The sequence below is a fragment of the Gilvimarinus sp. F26214L genome (assembly GCF_054401055.1).
Genome location: NZ_JBTIYG010000003.1, coordinates 118,303 through 137,719, shown reverse-complemented (window position 1 = coordinate 137,719; position 19,417 = coordinate 118,303). Strand labels below are relative to the sequence as shown.

16 protein-coding genes are annotated in these 19,417 nt (G+C 60.6%); 12 read left to right on the top strand and 4 right to left on the bottom strand.

Features of this window, described 5'->3' with window-relative positions; all coding sequences use genetic code 11:
- Positions 1–182: 182 nt before the first annotated feature.
- From ACURWW_RS04545 to ACURWW_RS04520, 6 genes are all read left to right on the top strand, one after another.
- Positions 183–2,348: a DUF1631 domain-containing protein gene (locus ACURWW_RS04545; protein WP_445616709.1), complete on the top strand. Its 2,166-nt coding sequence runs from the start codon at positions 183–185 to the stop codon at positions 2,346–2,348.
- A gap of 470 nt (positions 2,349–2,818) precedes the next feature.
- Positions 2,819–3,376, top strand: coding sequence for a 1,6-anhydro-N-acetylmuramyl-L-alanine amidase AmpD (ampD, locus tag ACURWW_RS04540; protein ID WP_445616710.1), 558 nt, complete (start codon positions 2,819–2,821; stop codon positions 3,374–3,376).
- A 70-nt stretch (positions 3,377–3,446) separates the two neighbouring features.
- Positions 3,447–4,316 (top strand): hypothetical protein, encoded by an 870-nt coding sequence (locus tag ACURWW_RS04535; protein ID WP_445616711.1) that lies wholly within the window; start codon positions 3,447–3,449, stop codon positions 4,314–4,316.
- A gap of 91 nt (positions 4,317–4,407) precedes the next feature.
- Complete coding sequence (locus tag ACURWW_RS04530) at positions 4,408–4,890, top strand: YajQ family cyclic di-GMP-binding protein (protein ID WP_445616712.1); 483 nt, start codon at positions 4,408–4,410, stop codon at positions 4,888–4,890.
- A gap of 143 nt (positions 4,891–5,033) precedes the next feature.
- Entirely contained in the window at positions 5,034–5,717 is a 684-nt protein-coding gene (locus ACURWW_RS04525) for an ABC transporter ATP-binding protein (RefSeq protein WP_445616713.1), read from the top strand.
- On the top strand, positions 5,717–8,215 hold the full coding sequence (locus tag ACURWW_RS04520; RefSeq protein ID WP_445616714.1) for an ABC transporter permease: 2,499 nt from the start codon (positions 5,717–5,719) through the stop codon (positions 8,213–8,215). The genes ACURWW_RS04525 and ACURWW_RS04520 overlap by 1 nt, the downstream gene beginning before the upstream one ends.
- A gap of 52 nt (positions 8,216–8,267) precedes the next feature.
- Here ACURWW_RS04520 and ACURWW_RS04515 read toward each other — a convergent pair whose 3' ends face one another.
- The 4 genes from ACURWW_RS04515 to ACURWW_RS04500 form a co-directional block, all read right to left on the bottom strand.
- A complete protein-coding gene (locus ACURWW_RS04515; protein WP_445616715.1) occupies positions 8,268–8,879 on the bottom strand; it encodes a histidine phosphatase family protein in 612 nt (203 codons plus the stop codon).
- Positions 8,880–8,974: 95 nt separating this feature from the next.
- The gene (locus ACURWW_RS04510; RefSeq protein ID WP_445616716.1) at positions 8,975–10,336 is read right to left on the bottom strand and encodes a sigma 54-interacting transcriptional regulator; all 1,362 of its coding nucleotides are present in this window, start codon (positions 10,334–10,336) and stop codon (positions 8,975–8,977) included.
- A 69-nt stretch (positions 10,337–10,405) separates the two neighbouring features.
- Entirely contained in the window at positions 10,406–11,026 is a 621-nt protein-coding gene (locus ACURWW_RS04505; protein ID WP_445616717.1) for a hypothetical protein, read from the bottom strand.
- Positions 11,013–12,470: a HAMP domain-containing sensor histidine kinase gene (locus ACURWW_RS04500; RefSeq protein ID WP_445616751.1), complete on the bottom strand. Its 1,458-nt coding sequence runs from the start codon at positions 12,468–12,470 to the stop codon at positions 11,013–11,015. Before ACURWW_RS04500 ends, ACURWW_RS04505 begins: the two co-directional genes overlap by 14 nt.
- A gap of 416 nt (positions 12,471–12,886) precedes the next feature.
- Here ACURWW_RS04500 and ACURWW_RS04495 point away from each other — a divergent pair, with 416 nt between their 5' ends.
- From ACURWW_RS04495 to guaB, 6 genes are all read left to right on the top strand, one after another.
- The gene (locus tag ACURWW_RS04495) at positions 12,887–13,177 is read left to right on the top strand and encodes an EF-hand domain-containing protein (protein ID WP_445616718.1); all 291 of its coding nucleotides are present in this window, start codon (positions 12,887–12,889) and stop codon (positions 13,175–13,177) included.
- 208 nt (positions 13,178–13,385) lie between these two features.
- Positions 13,386–14,135, top strand: a complete 750-nt coding sequence (locus ACURWW_RS04490) for an alpha/beta hydrolase-fold protein (protein ID WP_445616719.1) — start codon at positions 13,386–13,388, stop codon at positions 14,133–14,135.
- Between the two features lie 243 nt (positions 14,136–14,378).
- Entirely contained in the window at positions 14,379–15,848 is a 1,470-nt protein-coding gene (locus ACURWW_RS04485) for an alpha/beta hydrolase (protein WP_445616720.1), read from the top strand.
- Positions 15,845–16,591: an ABC transporter ATP-binding protein gene (locus ACURWW_RS04480; RefSeq protein ID WP_445616721.1), complete on the top strand. Its 747-nt coding sequence runs from the start codon at positions 15,845–15,847 to the stop codon at positions 16,589–16,591. Before ACURWW_RS04485 ends, ACURWW_RS04480 begins: the two co-directional genes overlap by 4 nt.
- Positions 16,584–17,747 carry an ABC transporter permease gene (locus tag ACURWW_RS04475; RefSeq protein ID WP_445616722.1) on the top strand — a complete coding sequence of 388 codons (1,164 nt, stop codon included), beginning with the start codon at positions 16,584–16,586 and terminating at the stop codon, positions 17,745–17,747. Before ACURWW_RS04480 ends, ACURWW_RS04475 begins: the two co-directional genes overlap by 8 nt.
- A 121-nt stretch (positions 17,748–17,868) precedes the next feature.
- Positions 17,869–19,344 (top strand): IMP dehydrogenase, encoded by a 1,476-nt coding sequence (gene guaB / locus ACURWW_RS04470; RefSeq protein WP_445616723.1) that lies wholly within the window; start codon positions 17,869–17,871, stop codon positions 19,342–19,344.
- Positions 19,345–19,417: the final 73 nt, after the last annotated feature.

Sequence of the window (19,417 nt, the reverse complement as noted above, 5' to 3'; positions counted from 1 at the left end):
TTTTGATCCGCCGGACTGGACCCAGATCTGTCAAACAGCCGTCATCCGGGTCAGGCATAGTTACCTGCGGGTGATGCGCGAGAGCCGGACGACCTGATTCGAACGCCCGGGCGAGCGAGAGTTGCCGGGTGCGCATCACCGCCCCCACACCGATCGGGATATGAACCGGGAGAGTTGTCCTTATGTCCTCCGACACCAAAAATCCTGGTGCGAAAGTCGTCTCCATAACCGGGACCGATGCCTCTACGGCCAGCGACCGCGCGCTGGTTGCGCGCTTACCAGCACCCGTTCACGCGACGCGGGAACGCGGCGCTCACCTGTTCTCGAAGCTGCTGCGCACCCTGTTCGATAACGCGGATGATGCCCTGTTCGCGCTTGCGGACAAGGCCACCAGCAACCACGATCAGAACCTGTATTTCGAATCCATGCGCGAAGTGCGGATTCGCCGCCGCGATATGGAGGCGAAGTTTGCCCGCAGTATCGATGAGGGCTTCCTCAACCTGGTGGGGAACCCGCCCGCCCCGGAACAAGGGGAGCCCTACGCCTCGGCGAGCGCCAGCGGGAGCGGCCTTTCGCTGGTGGGCGACGAGGAGTTGGAAGAGCTCGTGGCCATCGAGTCCATGGTGGCCAAGGCCAATAAAAATTGTGGTGAAAGTCTTCAGTATCTCTCCCTGCGCCTCGACAGTCTGGTTCCCAACAAGGTTTACCAGAAAACCAACCCGCTCGGCCCCGAGCTGATCTGCGCGGCCTTTGCGCGCGCGGTCCGGGGGCTCGATGCGGAGGTCAAGGCGCGCCTGGTGCTGTTCAAGCTGTTCGAACAGTATGTGGTCAGCCAACTTCCCGAGGTTTACGACAGCCTCAACGAGGTACTGATCGAGAACAATGTTCTGCCCTCGCTCCAGCATCAGAAACCGGAGGCCGAAGCCGCACCCTCCCGCACGGAAGCGCCCGCCGAGGAACCCGGTGGCGACCGTCAGCAAGAGCAGGGAAGCACCCAGGTCAATATCTATGTGGCCAGCAGCGATCTGCTGGGTGCCCTGACCCTGTTGCAGGGCAGCGCCAGCGAGCCCCGGGACCGTTCCGTAGCGTCCGTCAGGAACCTGAACACGGATCTCACCGGCCGACTGCTCGAGGTGCTCAATGAGCAGCACGGGGAGCGCGCACTGTCCCGGACCCAGATGGAGACCATCAATCTAGTCAAACTGCTGTTCGACTTCATCCTGGACGACAGCAATCTGGCTGAGCCCATGAAAGCCCTCATTGGCCGGCTTCAGATCCCGGTTCTGAAAGTGGCGCTCGTGGATGATTCGTTTTTTAACAAGCGCGGCCACCCCGCGCGGCGGCTCCTGAACGAAATGGCTACCGCTTCCCTCGGGTGGCAGGAGAACCCCGATGGCGAGCGCCCGCGCGACCCGCTGTACCAGAAGATAGATGAGATTGTGCAGCGCCTCCTGGGCGGCTTCGAGACGGACGTGGGAATCTTCGACGAGGTGCTTGCCGAGTTCGTCTCCTTTGTGGAGCGTGAACGCCGGCGGGCGTCCATTCTGGAGCGTCGCACGGTGGATGCCGAGGACGGTAAAGCCCGAGCGGAAACCGCGCGGGAGCAGGTCACCGAGGCTCTTGCGGGGGTGCTGAAAGGTCAGGCGGTCCCGCCCAGTGTGCGCAATCTTCTCGACACGGCCTGGAGCAACGTGCTGTTTCTTATCCGTGTAAAACACGGCGCGGACAGCGAGGAGTGGCAACGGGCGTTGCAAACCGCAGAGGACCTGGTGTGGAGCGTAACAGTGGTTCCCGGCCCGGACTCGCGCCAGAAACTGCTGGGAATGATTCCGCATCTGGTCAAGCGCCTGCGGGACGGACTGGAGCGAATCTCGTTCAACCCCTTTGAAATGACGCAACTGCTGAACCGTTTGGAGAAGATTCATCTGGCCCGCCTGCAGCCCGGCTCGCCAGCAGCGGCGGAGTTGGAGTCGGAATCGGAGGCCTGGTCCGGTTCAGCGGATCAAATCGCTGAGCCCATGAGCGCAGAAGCCGAAATGGAAGCTGTGGAAAGCGAAGCCGCAATCCATGTAGAAGACGAATTTCTGGCGATGGTGGATCGGCTGACCCAGGGGGCCTGGTTCGAGATGGTGGAAAGCTCGGGCAAGAATTACCGTTGCCGGTTGGCTGCCATCATCAAACCCACCGGCAAGTACATCTTTGTGAACCGCAGTGGCATGAAAGTGGCGGAGCAGAGCCGCGAGGGCCTTGCCCTGGCGCTACAGCAGGATCAGCTCAAACCGCTCGACGACAGCATGCTGTTCGAACGTGCGCTGGAATCGGTCATCGGGGGCCGGCGCGACCCGTAGGTTGGGTTAGGCCGAAGGCCGTAACCCAACATTGTGGAACTTTGGCTGTGAGCGCGGCCAACATGGCGAACATCGGGCCGATGTGGGCACCTGTTGGGTTACGCTTCGCTAACCCAACCTACCCGTATCCAGACTTGGGCGGTGTGCGTAGGTTGGGTTAGGCCGAAGGCCGTAACCCAACATTGTGGAACTTTGGCTGTGAGCGCGGCCAACATGGCGAACTCGGGCCGATGTGGGCACCTGTTGGGTTACGCTTCGCTAACCCAACCTACCCGCATCCGGACTTGGGCGGTGTGCGTAGGTTGGGTTAGGCCGAAGGCCGTAACCCAACATTGTTGAACCGGGCCGATGTGGGTAGCTGTTGAATTACGCTTCGCTAACCTAACCTACCGGGCCCGCCGGAGGGCTGGTTTTCCCGTCGGCCCACCTGTGCAATAATCCGGCGCGTGTTTTTTCTTTCGGGGTCCGCGGTGAGCTTCAGTATTTCCGAGGGCTGGCTGCAGCCGGCCAATCATGTTCCTTCCCCCAATTTTGATACGCGTCCCGGGGACTGCGCCGTCGATCTGCTGGTCATTCACAATATCAGCCTTCCGCCGGGCCAGTTTGGCAGTGGCTGCGTCCAGCAGTTCTTCTGCAACACTCTGGACTGCACTCAGCACCCGTACTTCCAGCGACTGGTGGACTTGCGGGTATCCTCCCACCTGCTGATCGAGCGCACCGGGCAGGTCACCCAGTTCGTGTCCTTTGAGCACCGGGCCTGGCATGCGGGCGAGTCCTTTTTCGAAGACCGCACCCGCTGTAACGACTTTTCCATCGGTATTGAACTCGAGGGCGTTGACGACCACCCCTATACGGACGCCCAATACGAAATGCTCGCCGGCGTGACACAAACCTTGCTGCAAACCTATCCCGCCATGACGCCGAACCGAATCACGGGACACAGCGACATCGCACCGGGGCGCAAAACGGACCCGGGCCCGGCTTTTGACTGGCGGCGCTATCGCTCGACCCTGGCGGCTGGTTGTTGAACGACGACCTGCGTTTCCCAACTGCCTGCCCGGCTGAAAATTCCGGAACGACGGACAAGAGAGATTCACTATGACCTTACTTGCGGTGGTCATCGCCTACCTGGTGCTTCGCTGGAGCGGTGCCCCAAAGCCCTTGCATCATGACGGCTGGTTTTTCCGCTGGAGCCACTGGTTGACCGACCAGCCCGCTTTGCTGCAAAAGGCGGCTGCTGTGCCTGCTCTCGCCATTGCGGTACCGGCGCTTGCGCTGTTCATATTGCTGGCGCTGGTGGAAGAGATCGGGTACTGGCTTCAGCTTCTGGTGGCCGTTCCGGTGCTTTTGTACAGCGTGGGGCGCGGTCGCTATACCGGGTGCGTAGTTCGGTACATCCGGGCGCGTCAGCAAGATGACTGGCTTGGCGCGCTGGCGGCCTGCCACACCATCGTCATTCCCGGTCAGGGGCAGCTGGATCTGATCGGAGAGGGGGACTGGGAGGCCCTTGATGAGCGTATGCTTACCAGCATGAGCTATCGGGGGTTCGAGCGTACCTTCGCGGTGCTTTTCTGGTTCATCGTTCTGGGTCCGGTGGGCGCGCTCGTCTACCGGTTGAGCGTTCTCTACCTGCAGGACAGCGAGCTTGCAGGCCGCAAAGATGCGCGCCGATGGCTGTGGTTGCTGGAGTGGCCTGCATCCCGGGTGCTGGGCCTTTCCTTTGCGCTCACCGGCAATTTCGTCGGGTGTATTCATGCCTGGCACAACTATTTCTGGGCGCCCCAGCTCTCCACGGGTGAAGCGCTGCGCCACTTCGTCGCCGGCGCTCTGAACGTGGACGGTGCTCACCTCCAGGGCCCCCATCCTCAAGCCCATGCGGAAGGTGAGTTCAACGCCGTCCTGTCTCTTTATTCCCGCACCCTTATCTTCTGGCTCTGCGTGCTGGCCATCGTGACGGTCCTGCTTTAGGCGCCGCGCCACAGTGTGCCTGTCGCCGGGCTTTCGAGTGGTGATATGATGCTCCCCATTTAAAAGAACATAAAAGAGTGGGAGGGAATAAATGCCATCGTTTGACGTTGTCTCGGAAGTGGACAAACAGACCCTGACGAACTCCGTGGATCAGGCTAACCGGGTAGTCGGCAACCGGTTTGATTTCAAAGGTGTGGACGCACGATTCGAGCGCAACGACTTCAATGTGAACATCGTGGCGGAGGCGGACTTCCAGGTCGCCCAAATGCTCGACATGTTGAAAAGCGCACTGCACAAGAACGGCATCGACATCAAGTGCCTGGAGGAAGGGGAGTTGAACACGGCGGGCAAACAGGTCCGGCAGGAGGTGACGGTACGCACCGGGCTGAGCACCGAATTGGCCAAGAAGATTGTTAAGTTGATTAAAGACCGCAAGATGAAAGTTCAGGCTCAGATACAATCGGATCAGGTGCGCGTCACGGGCAAGAAGCGGGACGACTTGCAGGAAGTGATACAACTACTCAAAGAAGCGCCCATCGATATGCCTCTGCAATTCACAAACTTTCGCGACTAGGAAGCCTCTGAATAACTCCCGTACACCCCTCCGCATGGCCTCGTTGGCGAATGGCCGGGGAAGGGATTTTGAGGCATTCACAGATTCACAGACGCCCCGGGCCCTTGGCCATGGCGCGCTTCGAAAAGGTTAGCGGCTCTCGAGTGATTAAAGCAGACAATCTCAGCAAGAAGGTCAACACCAGCGAAGGCGAGCTGGTAATCCTCGACAAGGTTTCACTCCAGGTTTCCGACGGCGACAGTCTCGCCATTATCGGCGCGTCGGGCTCGGGAAAGTCGACTCTGCTGGGCATTCTTGCGGGCCTCGACGTTCCCACCAGCGGCACCGTCAACCTCAACGGCCACGAGCTCACAAACATGGACGAGGAAGGGCGTGCGAAAGTGCGCGCGGATAACGTCGGGTTCGTCTTCCAGTCCTTCCAGCTCTTGCCGGGTCTGAGTGCCCTGGAAAACGTGATGATGCCCCTGGAGTTGCATGGGCGGGACAGGGCCCGCGAACGCAGCGAGGCCTTTCTTGCCCGGGTGGGCCTGGAAGCCCGCATGCATCACTACCCGAAGCAACTCTCCGGCGGGGAGCAACAACGGGTTGCGATCGCCCGCGCTTTTGCCAGCGAACCCAAAGTTCTTTTTGCCGATGAGCCCACGGGCAACCTGGATTCTGCAACCGGCCTTAAAATTATCGACCTGTTGTTCGAGCTGAACAAGGAGCAGGGCACCACCTTGGTTCTCGTCACGCATGAGGATCGGCTGGCCCGCCGTTGCCGCCATCAGTTGGAGCTCGAGGCCGGTCGCGTGGTACACGCACCCGCGCAAACGGCGGTGAACTGATGCTGGCCTTCCGCCTGCTGTGGCGCAACTGGCGCAGCGGCGAGGTAAAAATCCTCGCTATCGCCATTATGCTGGCCGTCGCCGTGGTCAGCGCCATCAGCGTCTTCACCAACCGGCTCGAAACCGCTCTCATCGAGGAAAGCGCCGCATTTCTGGGCGCCAACCGCATTGTCGACAGCTCCCAACCCATTCCCGACCAATGGCAGCAGGAAGCGGCCGGGCGTTTCGATGTCCGTCAGGCGAACACGGTGGAATTTCTTTCCATGGTGTTCTCCGACGAAAGCATGAACATGGCCTCCATCAAGGCCGTCAGCAGTGGCTATCCGCTGCTGGGGCAAATCGAACTGAGCGATCGCCCCTTTGCCGTGGATGCGGAGGATATTCGCGTGGCGGACGGAATACCCGCCCCGGGCGAAGCCTGGGTGGACTCCCGCCTGTTGCCGCTCCTGGAAGCCGAACTCGGCGATCCGGTCCAAGTGGGTGATAAAGACCTGCGGGCCACACGGGTGATTATCAACGAGCCGGATCGCGGCGGCGGCATGTCCATGGTCAGTCCGCGGCTGATCATGAACCTGGAGGACCTGCCAGCTACCAACGTGATTCAGCCGGGCAGTCGCGTCTCTTATCGCTGGCTGCTGGCCGGCGACGAAGGCGAGATGGTCGCTCTGGAGGAGTGGCTGGAGGCGCAAACCAGCGAACATCAGCGCATACTCAGTCTGGAATCCTCTCAGGAGCAACTGGCCAACGCACTGGACCGGGGCACCCGCTTCCTGCTGCTGGCGGGGATCGTGGGCGTGTTACTGGCGGGGGTGGCCATCGCCATCGCCTCCCAGCAATTCGCCAACCGCCATGTTGATCAAGTCGCTCTCATGAAGAGTTTGGGCGCCAGTGCGCGGCGGGTGCGCGGGCTGTATCTGTTTCAGTTGCTGTACCTGGCCGCAATGGCTTCATTGGCCGGCTTGCTGGTGGGAGAAGTGGTTCAGCGCCTGGTGTCCGCAGCTCTGTCCTCGTTGTTCCCGGTGGTGCTCGGAGGTGCCGGTCTTGGCGCCTACGGCGTGGGTATTCTCACCGGCTTCGTGTGCCTGATCTTTTTCGCTCTGCCGCCGCTTTGGCATCTGCCACGTATTCCGCCACTGAAGATCCTTCGACGGGAGATGCCGGTACGGCACCTCCGCGCCTGGATTCAGGGCGGTTTCGGAGTGGCGGCGGTCCTGTTGCTGATTTTCATCTACAGCGGGGACCTTTGGCTCACGGCCTCCGTCTTCCTGAGCCTGGCGGGGATCATTGGGGTCGCGAGCATACTGGCGCTTTGGCTCCTGCGCCTGGGGCGCCAGCTGGGTATGCATGCCGGGAGCGTGTGGCGACTGGCTCTGGCCAGTTTGCAGCGCAGTCCGGGCCAGAGTACCGTGCAGATCCTCGTATTCGCCACCGCCATCATGTTGCTGCTGGCCATGACCACGATTCGCGGCAGTCTCCTGGACGATTGGCAGCTGCAGTTGCCCGAGGATGCCCCCAACCACATCTTCTTGAACATCGCGCCCCACGAGCGCGAACCGGTGCGCCAGTTGTTGCAAAAGGAAGGCATTGAGAACGTGAGCTTCTCGCCCATGCTGCGGGCGCGTCTGGTCGCCATTAACGGCGAGGCGCCGACCGAGGAAATGCGCGAGCGCAACGGGGTGCTGCGACGGGAGCTCAATCTCACCTGGAACGCCGAGCTGCAGGAGGACAACGAAGTTGTCGCGGGACAATGGTGGGACGCGGCCCGGATCAACGACGAGCAACGCCCCGGCGCCATGTCCGTCGAGGTGGAAGTGGCCGAGCGGCTGGGGCTCGAGTTGGGGGATACGCTCACTTTCAGCGTGGGCGGCCTGACCGTCGATGTGGTGGTGGAAAATTTCCGGACCGTGAATCGGGATTCCTTTGAATGGTACTTCTTTATCGCGGCCCCTGGCGTGCTGGAAGACTACTCCCCGGTTTACCGCAGCGATGTTTTTCTGCCGCCGGGGAAGAAGTCCCTGGTAAACGATGTACTGCTCGAACACCCCACGGTGATGGTGTTCGAGTTCGACAAGATCATCCAGCAGATCCGTAGCATTATCGATCAGGTGAGCAGTGGTGTGGAGCTGGTCCTGTGGCTGGTGATTGCAGGCGGTGCATTGGTCCTTGTGGCTGCGGTGAACGCCAGCATGGGTAACCGCCTTCGGGAAGCAGGCCTGCTTCGCGCCCTGGGCAGTTCACGCAAGCTCATTATCGGCAGTGTGTGGACGGAGTTTTCCGTGCTGGGGCTGTTCGCCGGGCTGCTGGCGGTATTCGGGTCGGAGGTTCTGCTGCTGAGCATCCAGCATTGGGTACTTGAGGTGCCCATTCAGCCCCATTTGCATTTGTGGTTCGTGGGCACCTTACTGGGCACTCTCAGCATCGGGCTGTTGGGCGTGATCAGCTGCCGGCGCGTTGTAACCGCAGCGCCGGCCGTGGTCCTGCGCGAGGTCGAAGGCTAAGCCCGGTTACGACTGCCCCTGCAGGGGCGTGTTCTGCAGAGGAAAGACGCTTCTACCACTCTCGCAGCCCGGCATACTGGTGGATCGTGAAGTCGCCGTCCGACCCCTGCTGGATGATGCTGTGGCAGCAGTTGGTCATTTGCGGCGGCTGCCAGAAGTCGCGCAGATGGCGTCCTTCGTAGTGGGTGAGCAGGGCTTTGATGAAGGCGCCGTGACTCACAATCAACAGGGTTTTTCCTTCATTCTCACTGGCGATTTCGTCCACCACCGCCCGGGCGCGGTTCTGAAGATCGAAGAAGGTCTCGGCACCATCAAGTTCGAAACGGGAAGGGTCATTCCGGTACAGGTGGTGCAGATTCGGGTGAGTCTGCTTCACATCCGCGTGCAGTTGTCCTTCCCAACTTGCCAGATAGATTTCGCGCAGTTCATCGCGCAGTTCCAGATCCACCCCCTCGTGATGCTCCAGGATGTAACGGGCTGTATCCCTGGCGCGGCGGCTGCTGCTGGAATAGGCGCGATCGAACGCGACGTTCTGCAACTCTTTCGCTACCTGGCGGGCTTGCTCCTGGCCCATCGGCGTCAATGAGGATTCTGTCTGGCCCTGGATGCGGCGTTCGACATTCCAGTCGGTTTGTCCGTGACGGACGAGGTGGATGGTGGTCATTGAATCTCAACTTCATTTAAACGGTTGCCTATTCTAGCAGGCCGCCGGGAAATTTCCGGGTTTGCCCCACTGCGCGATGCCCGGGACCTGCCCGCCTAGCGGTTCTGCACGTTACCCTGGTTTCCTCGCTTGTAAATACTGGCGTTCAGGTTGTGCCGGCTCACAATCTTGTAGAAGTCAGAGCGATTTCGCCCGGCCAGTTTGGCGGCCAGTCGCATATTGCCATCGGTGGACTTCAATAAGGTGGCAATGTACTCCCGTTCAAACTCCTTCTTGGCCTCACTGAGAGGGGGAATGCTGCTGGAGAGACTTCCGGGGATCGCGTTGGCCACGAGCGTTTCGGAGATTACCGTTGCCCGGGTCAATGCCGCACACTGCTCCATCACGTTTTCCAGTTGCCGGACGTTGCCAGGCCAGTTGTATTCCAGGAGGCGGGTAATGGCCTGGGGGGAAAGCTGTTTCGCGGGAACCTGGTTCCGGTCGGCAATGGCCTGCAGAAAGTGCTTGGCGAGCAACAATATGTCCTCCCGCCGCTCCCGCAGCGCGGGCAGGTGAATGTTCACCACGTTCAGGCGGTAGAACAGGTCTTCGCGGAATTCTGCCGTTTGAATGGAATCGAGCAGGTTCTTGTGGGTCGCGGACACGACCCGTACATCAATAGGAATGTTTTCCGTTCCACCGACCGGGCGAATGGTTCGCTCCTGCAGCACACGCAGCAACTTGGCCTGCAGCGACAGGGGCATGTCGCCGATCTCGTCCAGAAACAGCACGCCGCCATTTGCGGTCGCGAACAAGCCCTGATGATCGCGGATCGCGCCGGTGAAGGCGCCTTTCACGTGGCCGAATAATTCGGACTCCAGCATCTCTGCCGGGATTGCGCTGCAATTGACGCCCACGAAGGGTTTCCCGGAGCGGTGGCTGAGACTGTGGAGCTCTCTCGCAATCAACTCCTTGCCCGTGCCGCTCTCGCCGGTGACCAGCACATTGACATCGCTCTCGGCCAGCAGGCGCGTCTGCTCGAGGATGTTGAACATTTTGGCGCTGCGGGTTTTAACCCGTCCGCAGCTCAAGTCCTCCAGGTCCGCCGTGGGGGCGGTCTTGAGCGCTTTACCGATGGTGGTGAGCAGCTCTTCCTTGTCCACCGGCTTGGTCAGAAAGGAATAAACCCCTTTCTGAGTGGCCGCCACCGCTTCGGGGATGGACCCGTGTGCGGTGAGTACGAGCACCGGAAGGCTCGGCCAGCGCTCGTGAATTTTTTCGAACAGGGTGAGTCCGTCCATTTCTTCCATGCGCAGATCTGTCATTACCAGATCCGGCAGTCGGTCCTGCATCTGGGCCAGTGCTTCCGCGCCGGAGGTGGCGCATACGGTCTGGTAGCCGGCGGACCGCAGGCGCATGGAAAGCAGGTCCATCATGCCTGTGTCGTCGTCAACCAGTAAAACGGTTGTTGCATTCATAAACTACTCTGGATGTCCTTATCGTTTCTGACTCAGTACCCGCGTTCCTCGCAGGTTCGTGTGAAGCTGCTACTCCCCCGGATCGGGCGGCGATTCCAGGGAGCGCTCGATGTTGCCGATCCCCTCGATGGTTTTCTGGTGGCGTGTCTCCAACTCACGATACCTGTCGTCGAGCAGGACGTAGGCGCGGTATTGTTCCTCGAGCAGATCGAAAAGCCCCTCATACTCCGGCGGCCAATGACTGTAACGCCGCATGGATTGAAGGAAACGGCCGATCAGCCCGGGAGTGCGCGCCGGATCGCAGCTGGCGAGCATGAGCGCTTTGAGGCGGGAATAAGCCTGTACCAGTTCGTCATCTCCATCCTCGGGTATGGGTTCGTCCATACTGGCGACGTAGCGCTCCAGTTGCAGGTCAATGGTTTGCGGGTCCTCTTCGCACACGCTTTTTCTTTGCATCAGCCAGTCGGAAACGGGCAGATAGTTCTCTTCCAGCTCTTCGGGTTCTTCTGTGGTTGCATCGGAAATCACCGAATCGTCGACTTCATCCGGAGGTTCCGGTTTATCCTCGTCGGTGGTGCCGGGGGGCAGCTCTCGCACCGTGCCATCGGGAGCGGCATCCGGGCCCGTGGACTCGGATACGTGGCCGCAAGCGGTCAGCGTCGTGAGGAGCAGGATATTAAGCAGCTTCATGGTAGTTCTGGTCTCCCAACGGAAATCGCAGGGTAAACACGGTCGCCTGGTCGGGTATGGAGCTCATTTCGATGCTGCCGTTCAGCCGCAGAACACACTCGCGCACAATGGCCAACCCCATGCCGCTGCCTTTCAGCGGCCCTCGCTTGGTGTTTCGTCCCTGATAGAATGGTTTGAAGATGTTGTCCTGTTCGTCAGCGGCGATGCCGGAACCGTTGTCCTCGACGGTGAGCCACCACTGATGACGATCACGACCCCAATCCACAGTAATCCTGCCTTCGGGGCCGACACTGCGGTGAGCATTTGAGAGCAGGTTGCTGAGTATCATGTCCAGGCACTGGCGATCGCAGGGAATGGAGTTCCACTCGCCCTTGAATTCGTAGTGAACCTGCTTGTTCTCGGTATTGGCCTGATCGAGTTGCTGGCGGATCCGTTCGCACAGCTGGCGGATGTTGACAGGGCTGAGTTCAAGCGCATGGCTGTGTTTGATCGCGTTATAGTTCAGGAGTTGCTGAATCAGCGACTGCAAACTGCGCGCATTGTGATGGAGTATGCTCAGCACCCCGAACTGCTCCTGGGTCAGCGGTCCGGGAACCTGATCGCGTAACAGCGATTCGGCTTCCATGATGGCGGCCAATGGTGTTTTTAGTTCGTGGGTAATGTGGTGAAGGAAGGCTTGCTTCTGCTTGTCGGCCGCAAGCAACTGCAGGCGCATCCATTCCAGGCTGTTGCCAAGTGCTATAAAGTCCCGGGGCCCGTCGATTTCCACGGCCTGTTCCCATTCCTGATGCCCCATCCTGTCAATGGCGGACGCAAGGCGCCGCACCGGCTTGGTGACCGCGATGGAGCTGATGCTGATCAGAACCAGGGTGGCCAGGACCGTTCCGGCACCAATCAGAGCGAGGCGCTGCTGGACCTGCTGCAAGCGGCGTTCGCCGGCGGCTGTGGACTCTTCGCCAAACCGCTCGATCAGACTGCTCAGCTCCTCACGTTCCGCATTGATCTGCGCCCACAATCGGTCGATTTTGTTGCCGTCCACCTGGGCGGGGCGCTGATAAAGTTCAACACCGATCTGTGACGCCAGTTGCAACAACTCCGTAAGCTTGCTTTGCTCCCGGCCACTCGGAAGCGTGACCACCAGGTTGATGCGGTAGTCCGCAAGTGCTTCGAGCCTGTGGCGATACAGTTCCGCGAAGCGACTGTCGCCGATCAGCATAAATTGTCTCGAAACTCGCTCCATACTCGCCAGTTGGCGCTGAATGAAGGCATCCATCTTGTTGAGGTTGTCCATGCGGGCCAGCAGATCCCGCTGCTGTTCCGACTGCAGGGCAAGCGACCAGGCTGCATAGCCGAGCGCGACAAGTAGCGGCACCACCGTCAGCAAGGTGACGGCGATCCACTGTTGTGTGAGGGTGAGCTGGTTGAACCAGCGTCGGACAGGCATCACCGATCGGCTCGCGAGTAATTATGTGGCGGAAAGGTACTCCTGATGTGCAGTACCGCGTCCCTGTTCGTTAGGTGCAGCTTCCGGTTTGCTGCAGGTTCCGCCTGTTGCAGACCGCAAATTCGCTCCCCTGTTGCACTTCGGCAACATGCTAAGTGATTGAGAATGCGGGGCTATGTCTTGATTGCCCGCTATTTGTTGCATTTTCGCCCTAACGTTCGCGCCTCCGGTCGGTAATCGGTTTCCCGAAATCGTAAAAAGATCGAAAAAACAGCGAGTTATGGGGATGGCATGGCCAATGCACTCCGGGGGTGGGCGGCCTGAAAAGCCGCTTTGCCAGTCAGCCAATCCTGGCGCTGGCGATCAGTGAATCGTTCAACGTTCGACGTTATCGATAACTTTTGAGGGAGTGACTTATGAAATCTTCAATGACAGCTCTGATTCTCGCTATGTTTTCTCTGGGTTCTGTAGGCGTCTTCGCCCAGGAGCCGGGCCAGTCCGACCCCACTCAGTCCAGCCCGACCATGGATATCCAGGGCAAGGAGTTCTCTGAGCTGGATTCCGACGGCGATGGCAAACTGACCCAGTCTGAAGCTCAGCAGTCCGGCATGGAGCCCGTCGCCTTTGAATCTCTGGACCAGAATGGCGACCAGGAAGTCTCCGAGCAGGAGTTCGAGCAAGCCAAAGAATCTGGCGGCGCTCGCTAATCCCTGCATCCATGCGGCGGCCCCCTGGGGCTGCCGCTCTCTTTTCCTGACGTTCTCCCCTTTGTCGTCCCCCTAGAACCCCGCCTGTAATTCGCGAGTCCGACCTCATCTGTTGTGAGATGGCCCGCAGATTCCGCCCGCGAAGCGGAACCCCAGCCCGTTTTCGGGATCGTTCTGACTGAAGAGACGGAACCGGAAGAGGGCATTTATGCGGAGTATCGGCATCACTGCGACATTGCTGGCCATGCTCGCTCTGCAGGGGTGCTACTACCTGCAACCTTCCCGAGCCCCCATCGAAACCGTCTTTTACCCGGCCCACGGTGAGCTGCGCGCCGATACGGTCAAGGACCTGGTGGTGATGCTCCCGGGAATCGGGGATTACCCGGAAGCCTTCGCCCGTCACCAGTTTGTGGGGGAGTTGCAAGCCAGTGGCTTGCCTCTGGACGCGGTCGCCGTAAACGCTCATTTGGGCTATTACAACCAGCGCAGCCTGCTGATCCGGTTGAAAGAGGATGTGGTTGATCCGGCGAAAGCCCAGGGCTATGAACGCATTCATTTTGTAGGCATTTCCCTCGGCGGATACGGCACATTGCTCTACATGAGGAACTACCCCGAGGACGTGAGTTCGGCAATACTGATTGCCCCCTATCTCGGCCGCCCGGAGCATTACGCTCATTTGACGACCGACGGCATGGAGCCCGTGCTCGAGCGGGAGAACCTCTGGCCATGGCTTCAGTCCCTTTCGGGCGAGACTCTCGCTCGCATTTACCTGGGGTTCGGGGCATCGGACACCTACGCCGAAAGCCACCAGCTTTTGCGCGATATGCTTCCCCGCGACCACAGCACGGTGGTAGCCGGCGCACATCGGTGGACAACCTGGCAGCGGCTGTGGCCCGAGCTGTTGTTGCAGGCCCAGGGGGTAAAAGGGGAGGGCCTCGACCGGCTGGCCAAGCGCTGAGTCCCGGTTCACACTCCGCCCCGGGGTGTCCGGCGTGTCCCGTCAAAACCGCCTCGCTCTGCCTTTCTCCAGCCTGTATAATGCGCGCGTGGTGTCTCGCGACAATAATGGATTCTGCGAGCACCTGCCGGCAGAGCAATGATGACGTTTTCCCCGACCGATATCCCTTCCCAAGTTAACACCCGGACTCGCCGGCTGGTTGCCAGCGCCCGTGTGCAGCGCAGGTGGCGCTCAGCGTTACGGATGGTCGTCCTTGGCGGTGCCCTGGTACTGAGTGCCTGCGGTGCGCCTTCAAGTGAGATCAGTGACACGCAAACGCCCGCCCTGCAGTTGGAGCCTTGCGATGAGCGGCTCCTGCCCGGGCGCGGTGAATGTGGCCGTTTCGCGGTCCCGGAGAACCCGGACGAGCCGGGTGGCCGGCAGATCGAACTCAACATCCTCCGCCTGCCGGCCCTCGCCAGCGCACCCGCGCCCGATCCGCTGTTTGTATTGGCTGGTGGACCGGGAGAAGCGGCCACGGACCTGGTCGACCGCCTGCCTCCTGTATTTCGGAAAATCAACCAGACCCGGGACATTGTGCTGGTGGACCAGCGGGGTACCGGGCAATCGAACCCCCTGGATTGCACGCCCGAACAACCGGTGGACCTGAGCCTGTCCAGCGCGGAGAGCTTTCTCGTTCAGGAGCAGCGGCTGCGCGAATGCCTGGCAACCTACGATGCCGATGTGCGCTACTACACAACGCCTTTTTTCGCAGACGATCTGGAGGCGGTGCGCAGAGCGCTGAACTACCCCCAAATCAATCTTTGGGGCGGATCCTATGGCAGCCGCGCCGCTTTGATCTACATGCGCCGCCACCCTGGCAGCGTACGCGCCGCGGTGCTCGACGGAGTTGCGCCCACCGCCATTCAGCTTCCCCACTATGCAGGTCGCGATGCGGATGAATCGCTGGGCCGGCTTTTTGCCGCGTGCGACCGGAATCACGAATGCCGTGAACGCTTCGGTGACCTGGAAGCGAAGACCCGCGCTCTGGTCGCCAGCCTGGACCGGACTCCGCGCAAACTGTCCCTCGAACATCCTTCGACCCAGCAGGACCTTACCCTCCACATGGACGGGCAACTGCTGGCCGGATTGATCCGCTTGGCCCTGTATCAGCGCGACCTTGCGCCGTTGCTGCCCCTTGCCATCGAAGCGGCGGAGCGGGGGGACTTCCGGCCCTTCAGTCTGCTGCTGGTCACTTCGGAACAGGTTGCCCAATCCGTCAGCCTGGGGCTTCAGCAGACCATTCTCTGCGCCGAGGACGTCACCCGTCCCGCCCCCGCGCTGGAGCCGTCCAACAGCATCCTCAAGCTGCAGGTGCTGCGTCCGATGCAGCGCATTTGCGAATTCTGGCCGCAGGGCATCCTTCCTGCCGGCTACTTCGAGCCGGTACACAGCGACAAGCCCGTGCTGCTGCTCTCGGGAGAACTGGACCCCGTGACCCCTCCGCGCTGGGGGGACGTGGCCGCCGAAACGCTCAGCAACAGCCGCCATGTTCGGGTTCCCGGTGCCCATCACATCGTCAGTCACACCGGTTGTGTGGACTCACTGGTGGCGGACTTCATTGCCGATCCCCGTCCCGCGGAACTGGAGACTGCGTGCGTCGCCAGGGTTGAGCTGCGCCCCCCATTCCTTACACCCGCCGGTCCGCTTTTGCGAGAGAGAGGGGACGAATGATCGAGGTCTCGCGGGTTCACAAGCGGTTCGGATCCCTGGTCGCCGTGGAAGAGGTGAGTTTCTCTATTGCGCCCGGTGAAATCGTTGGCCTGCTGGGCCCCAACGGGGCGGGTAAAACCACGACCATGCGGATTGTTTCCGGATTGGTCCGGCCCACGTCCGGCTCCGTTCGGGTGGGCGGCGTAGACGTGACCAGGGCGCCTCAGGAGGTGCAACGGAGGCTGGGGGTCATGCCCGACGGCGGCGGGCTTTACAAGCGGCTGACCGCGCGGGAAAACATTATTTACTTCGGGCGTCTGCAAGGGCTGAAGGGAGCTGCGCTGTCGGCGCGGGTGGCGGAGCTGACCGAACTGCTGGGGATGGATTCCATTATCAACCGCCCGGCACTGGGTTTTTCCCACGGAGAGCGCACCAAAGTGGCGCTGGCCCGCGCCATTGTTCACCAGCCCGATTATGTGTTGCTGGACGAGCCCACCAATGGTCTCGATGTGCTGACCACCCGCGCCGTCCGGCGGCTGCTCCTTTCCCTGAAGGAGCAAGGCAAGGCGGTGGTGTTTTCGAGCCATCTGATGCACGAGGTGGGGCACCTGTGTGACCGCATCGTGATTGTGGCGGGGGGCCGGGTGGCTGCCGAAGGGACCATCGATGATCTGCTGGTGCGCAGCGGACGGCGCAATATCGAAGATGCCTTCATACACCTCGCCTATGGACCCCGGGCACTGCAGGAGGAGTTGGATGGTTGAGGTATTGAGGAGCATCGTTCACAAGGAGCTGCTCGACGGATTGCGAGACAGGCGGGCGCTGCTCACCTTGTTCTTCATGCCGGTCTTCTTTCTGATTCTGCTGGTGGGAATGGTGCTCTTCATCGTCAATGTCCAGCAGAAGAGCGAATCGTTTCGCCTGCCGGTACACGGCTTGGAGCATGCACAACCGCTGATGGCATGGCTGTGGGAGGAAGGGGTCGAGGTTCTGCCGGTCTCCGCCGACCCGGTCGAGTTGGTGCGCAGCCAGCGGGAGGATTTCGTACTGGTCATCCCACCGGATTTGCCGGAGCGTTTTCAGGACTTCGAACCTGCCAGTCTGGAGCTGGTCTATGACCGCTCCCGCAGCAACCTTCAAGGTCAGGTCAACCGCATCAAGATGCTGATCCAGCAATGGAGCGGGCGAGTCGGAAGTCTCCGGCTGATGGCCCGCGGCGTGTCTCCGCAGCTCGCCCAGCCCATCACTGTTCAGGATGTGGATGTGGCCAACGACCAGAAGCTTGCCTCACGGGTGTTTGCCATCATTCCCATCATGCTGGTGATGACCATATTCACCTCCAGCATCGGCCTGTCGGTGGACATGATGGCGGGCGAGCGGGAAAAGCACTCGCTGGAGCCGCTGCTGCTCAATCCGGTTTCCCGGGAGCTGATTCTCATGGGCAAGTGGCTGGCCGCCATTCTTTGTACCGCCGCGGTTTTCGTGCTCACCTGCGTGGCTCTCTACTTCGTCGTCCCGGCCCTGCCTCTGGAAAAGCTCGGGCTCCAGTACGAAGTGGGCGGGCGGCAGCTGATGCTCAGCAGCCTGGCCGCGCTACCGCTTGTTTGTCTGGCCACCATCACGCAGTTATTGCTGTCGATTTTTGCCAAGTCCTTCAAAGAGGCTCAAAGTTATATCAGCCTGCTGGTCATGCTTCCCATCGCACTGGCCTACTACATTCTCTTCACGGACGTAAACGGGGCCTGGCAGGTCTGGGTCCCCATTCTTGGCCCGCTCACGCTCATGGAGAATATCTTCATGGGTGAGAGCTCCGGAGCTCAGCAGTGGGGCATTGCGGTGGGGGTATCCTTCCTGAGTGCACTGCTGATTGCCGCCCTGCTGGCGAGGCAGCTTGGACGTGAGCGGATCATCTACGGCTGAACAGTCAGCCGGGAGCAGAAGCCGGAGTGTGCGCTCAAAGATGCGGGCGAAGGGCGACAGGTCCTATTCAGGAAACGCCCCGGGCGGTATAATGTCGCGTTAACCTAGGGAGGTTAACTTTATGCTACGCATCGCTCAGGAAGCCCTTACCTTTGATGATGTTCTTCTGGTTCCTGGCTACTCCGAAGTAATCGGCAGGGACGTGTCCCTGAAAAGCAAGCTCACCCGCGCCATCTCTCTGAATATTCCCCTTGTGTCCGCCGCCATGGACACCGTGACCGAATCGCGCCTCGCCATTGCTCTGGCTCAAGAAGGCGGAATTGGCATCATTCACAAGAGCATGTCCGTGGAACAGCAGGCCATGGAAGTGCGGGCCGTTAAAAAGTTCGAAGCCGGCGTCGTCAAGGACCCCATCACCATCGACGCCAGCGCCACCATTCGCGAGCTGGTAGCCCTCACCAAGCAACACAATATTTCCGGTGTACCGGTGCTTGAGAACGGCGACCTGGTCGGCATCGTGACCGGCCGCGACGTGCGCTTCGAAACCAACATGGACGCAACCGTCGCCAGCATCATGACACCGAAGGAGAAGCTGGTAACCGCCGAGGAAAAAGCCAGCTCGGACGAAGTGCGGGCGCTGTTGCACAAGCACCGCATCGAAAAAGTACTCGTGGTCAACGACAAGTTCGAGCTGCGCGGGCTGATCACGGTCAAGGACATCAACAAGGCCGAAACCTTTCCCAACGCCTGTAAGGATCCGGAGGGCCGTCTGCGGGTGGGTGCCTCGGTAGGCGTCGGTCCCGACACAGACGATCGCGTGGCCGCGCTGGTGCGAGCCGGGGTGGACGTGATCGTGGTGGACACCGCTCACGGCCATTCGCGCAATGTGCTGGAGCGGGTGAAGAAGATCAAACAGGACTATCCCGCTCTGCAGGTCATCGGCGGCAACGTGGCCACACCGGAAGGTGCCGTGGCCCTGGCGGAAGCGGGCGCGGACGGCGTCAAGGTGGGCATCGGCCCCGGCTCGATCTGCACCACGCGCATCGTCAGCGGGGTAGGGGTACCGCAAGTCTCCGCTATCGCCAATGTAGTCAATGCCCTGAAGGATACCGGCATCCCGGTGATCGCCGACGGCGGCATACGTTTCTCCGGCGACATCGCCAAAGCAGTCGCCGCGGGCGCCCACTGCGTAATGATGGGTTCCATGTTCGCGGGCACCGAAGAAGCCCCCGGCGAGGTGGAGCTCTATCAGGGCCGCACCTACAAGTCCTATCGCGGGATGGGTTCTCTGGGAGCCATGTCCCAAACCCAGGGCTCTTCGGATCGTTACTTCCAGGATGTGAAATCCGGTACGGAAAAACTGGTTCCCGAAGGCATAGAAGGACGCGTTCCCTACAAGGGCCCCATCACCGTCATTGTTCACCAGATGATGGGCGGCCTGCGTCAGGCCATGGGCTACACCGGCTCCGTAGACATCGAGACCATGCGCACCGAACCTCAGTTCGTGCGGGTCACGTCCGCAGGCATGGGTGAATCCCACGTCCACGATGTACAGATCACCAAGGAAGCGCCTAATTATCCGATTGTGGGTCGTTAGGTTTCTCGATGCGATAGGCTGGTGCCAGTAGTCCGTTCGGGGCTGGGGCGGGGTGTTTCAGAAACGCGGTAAA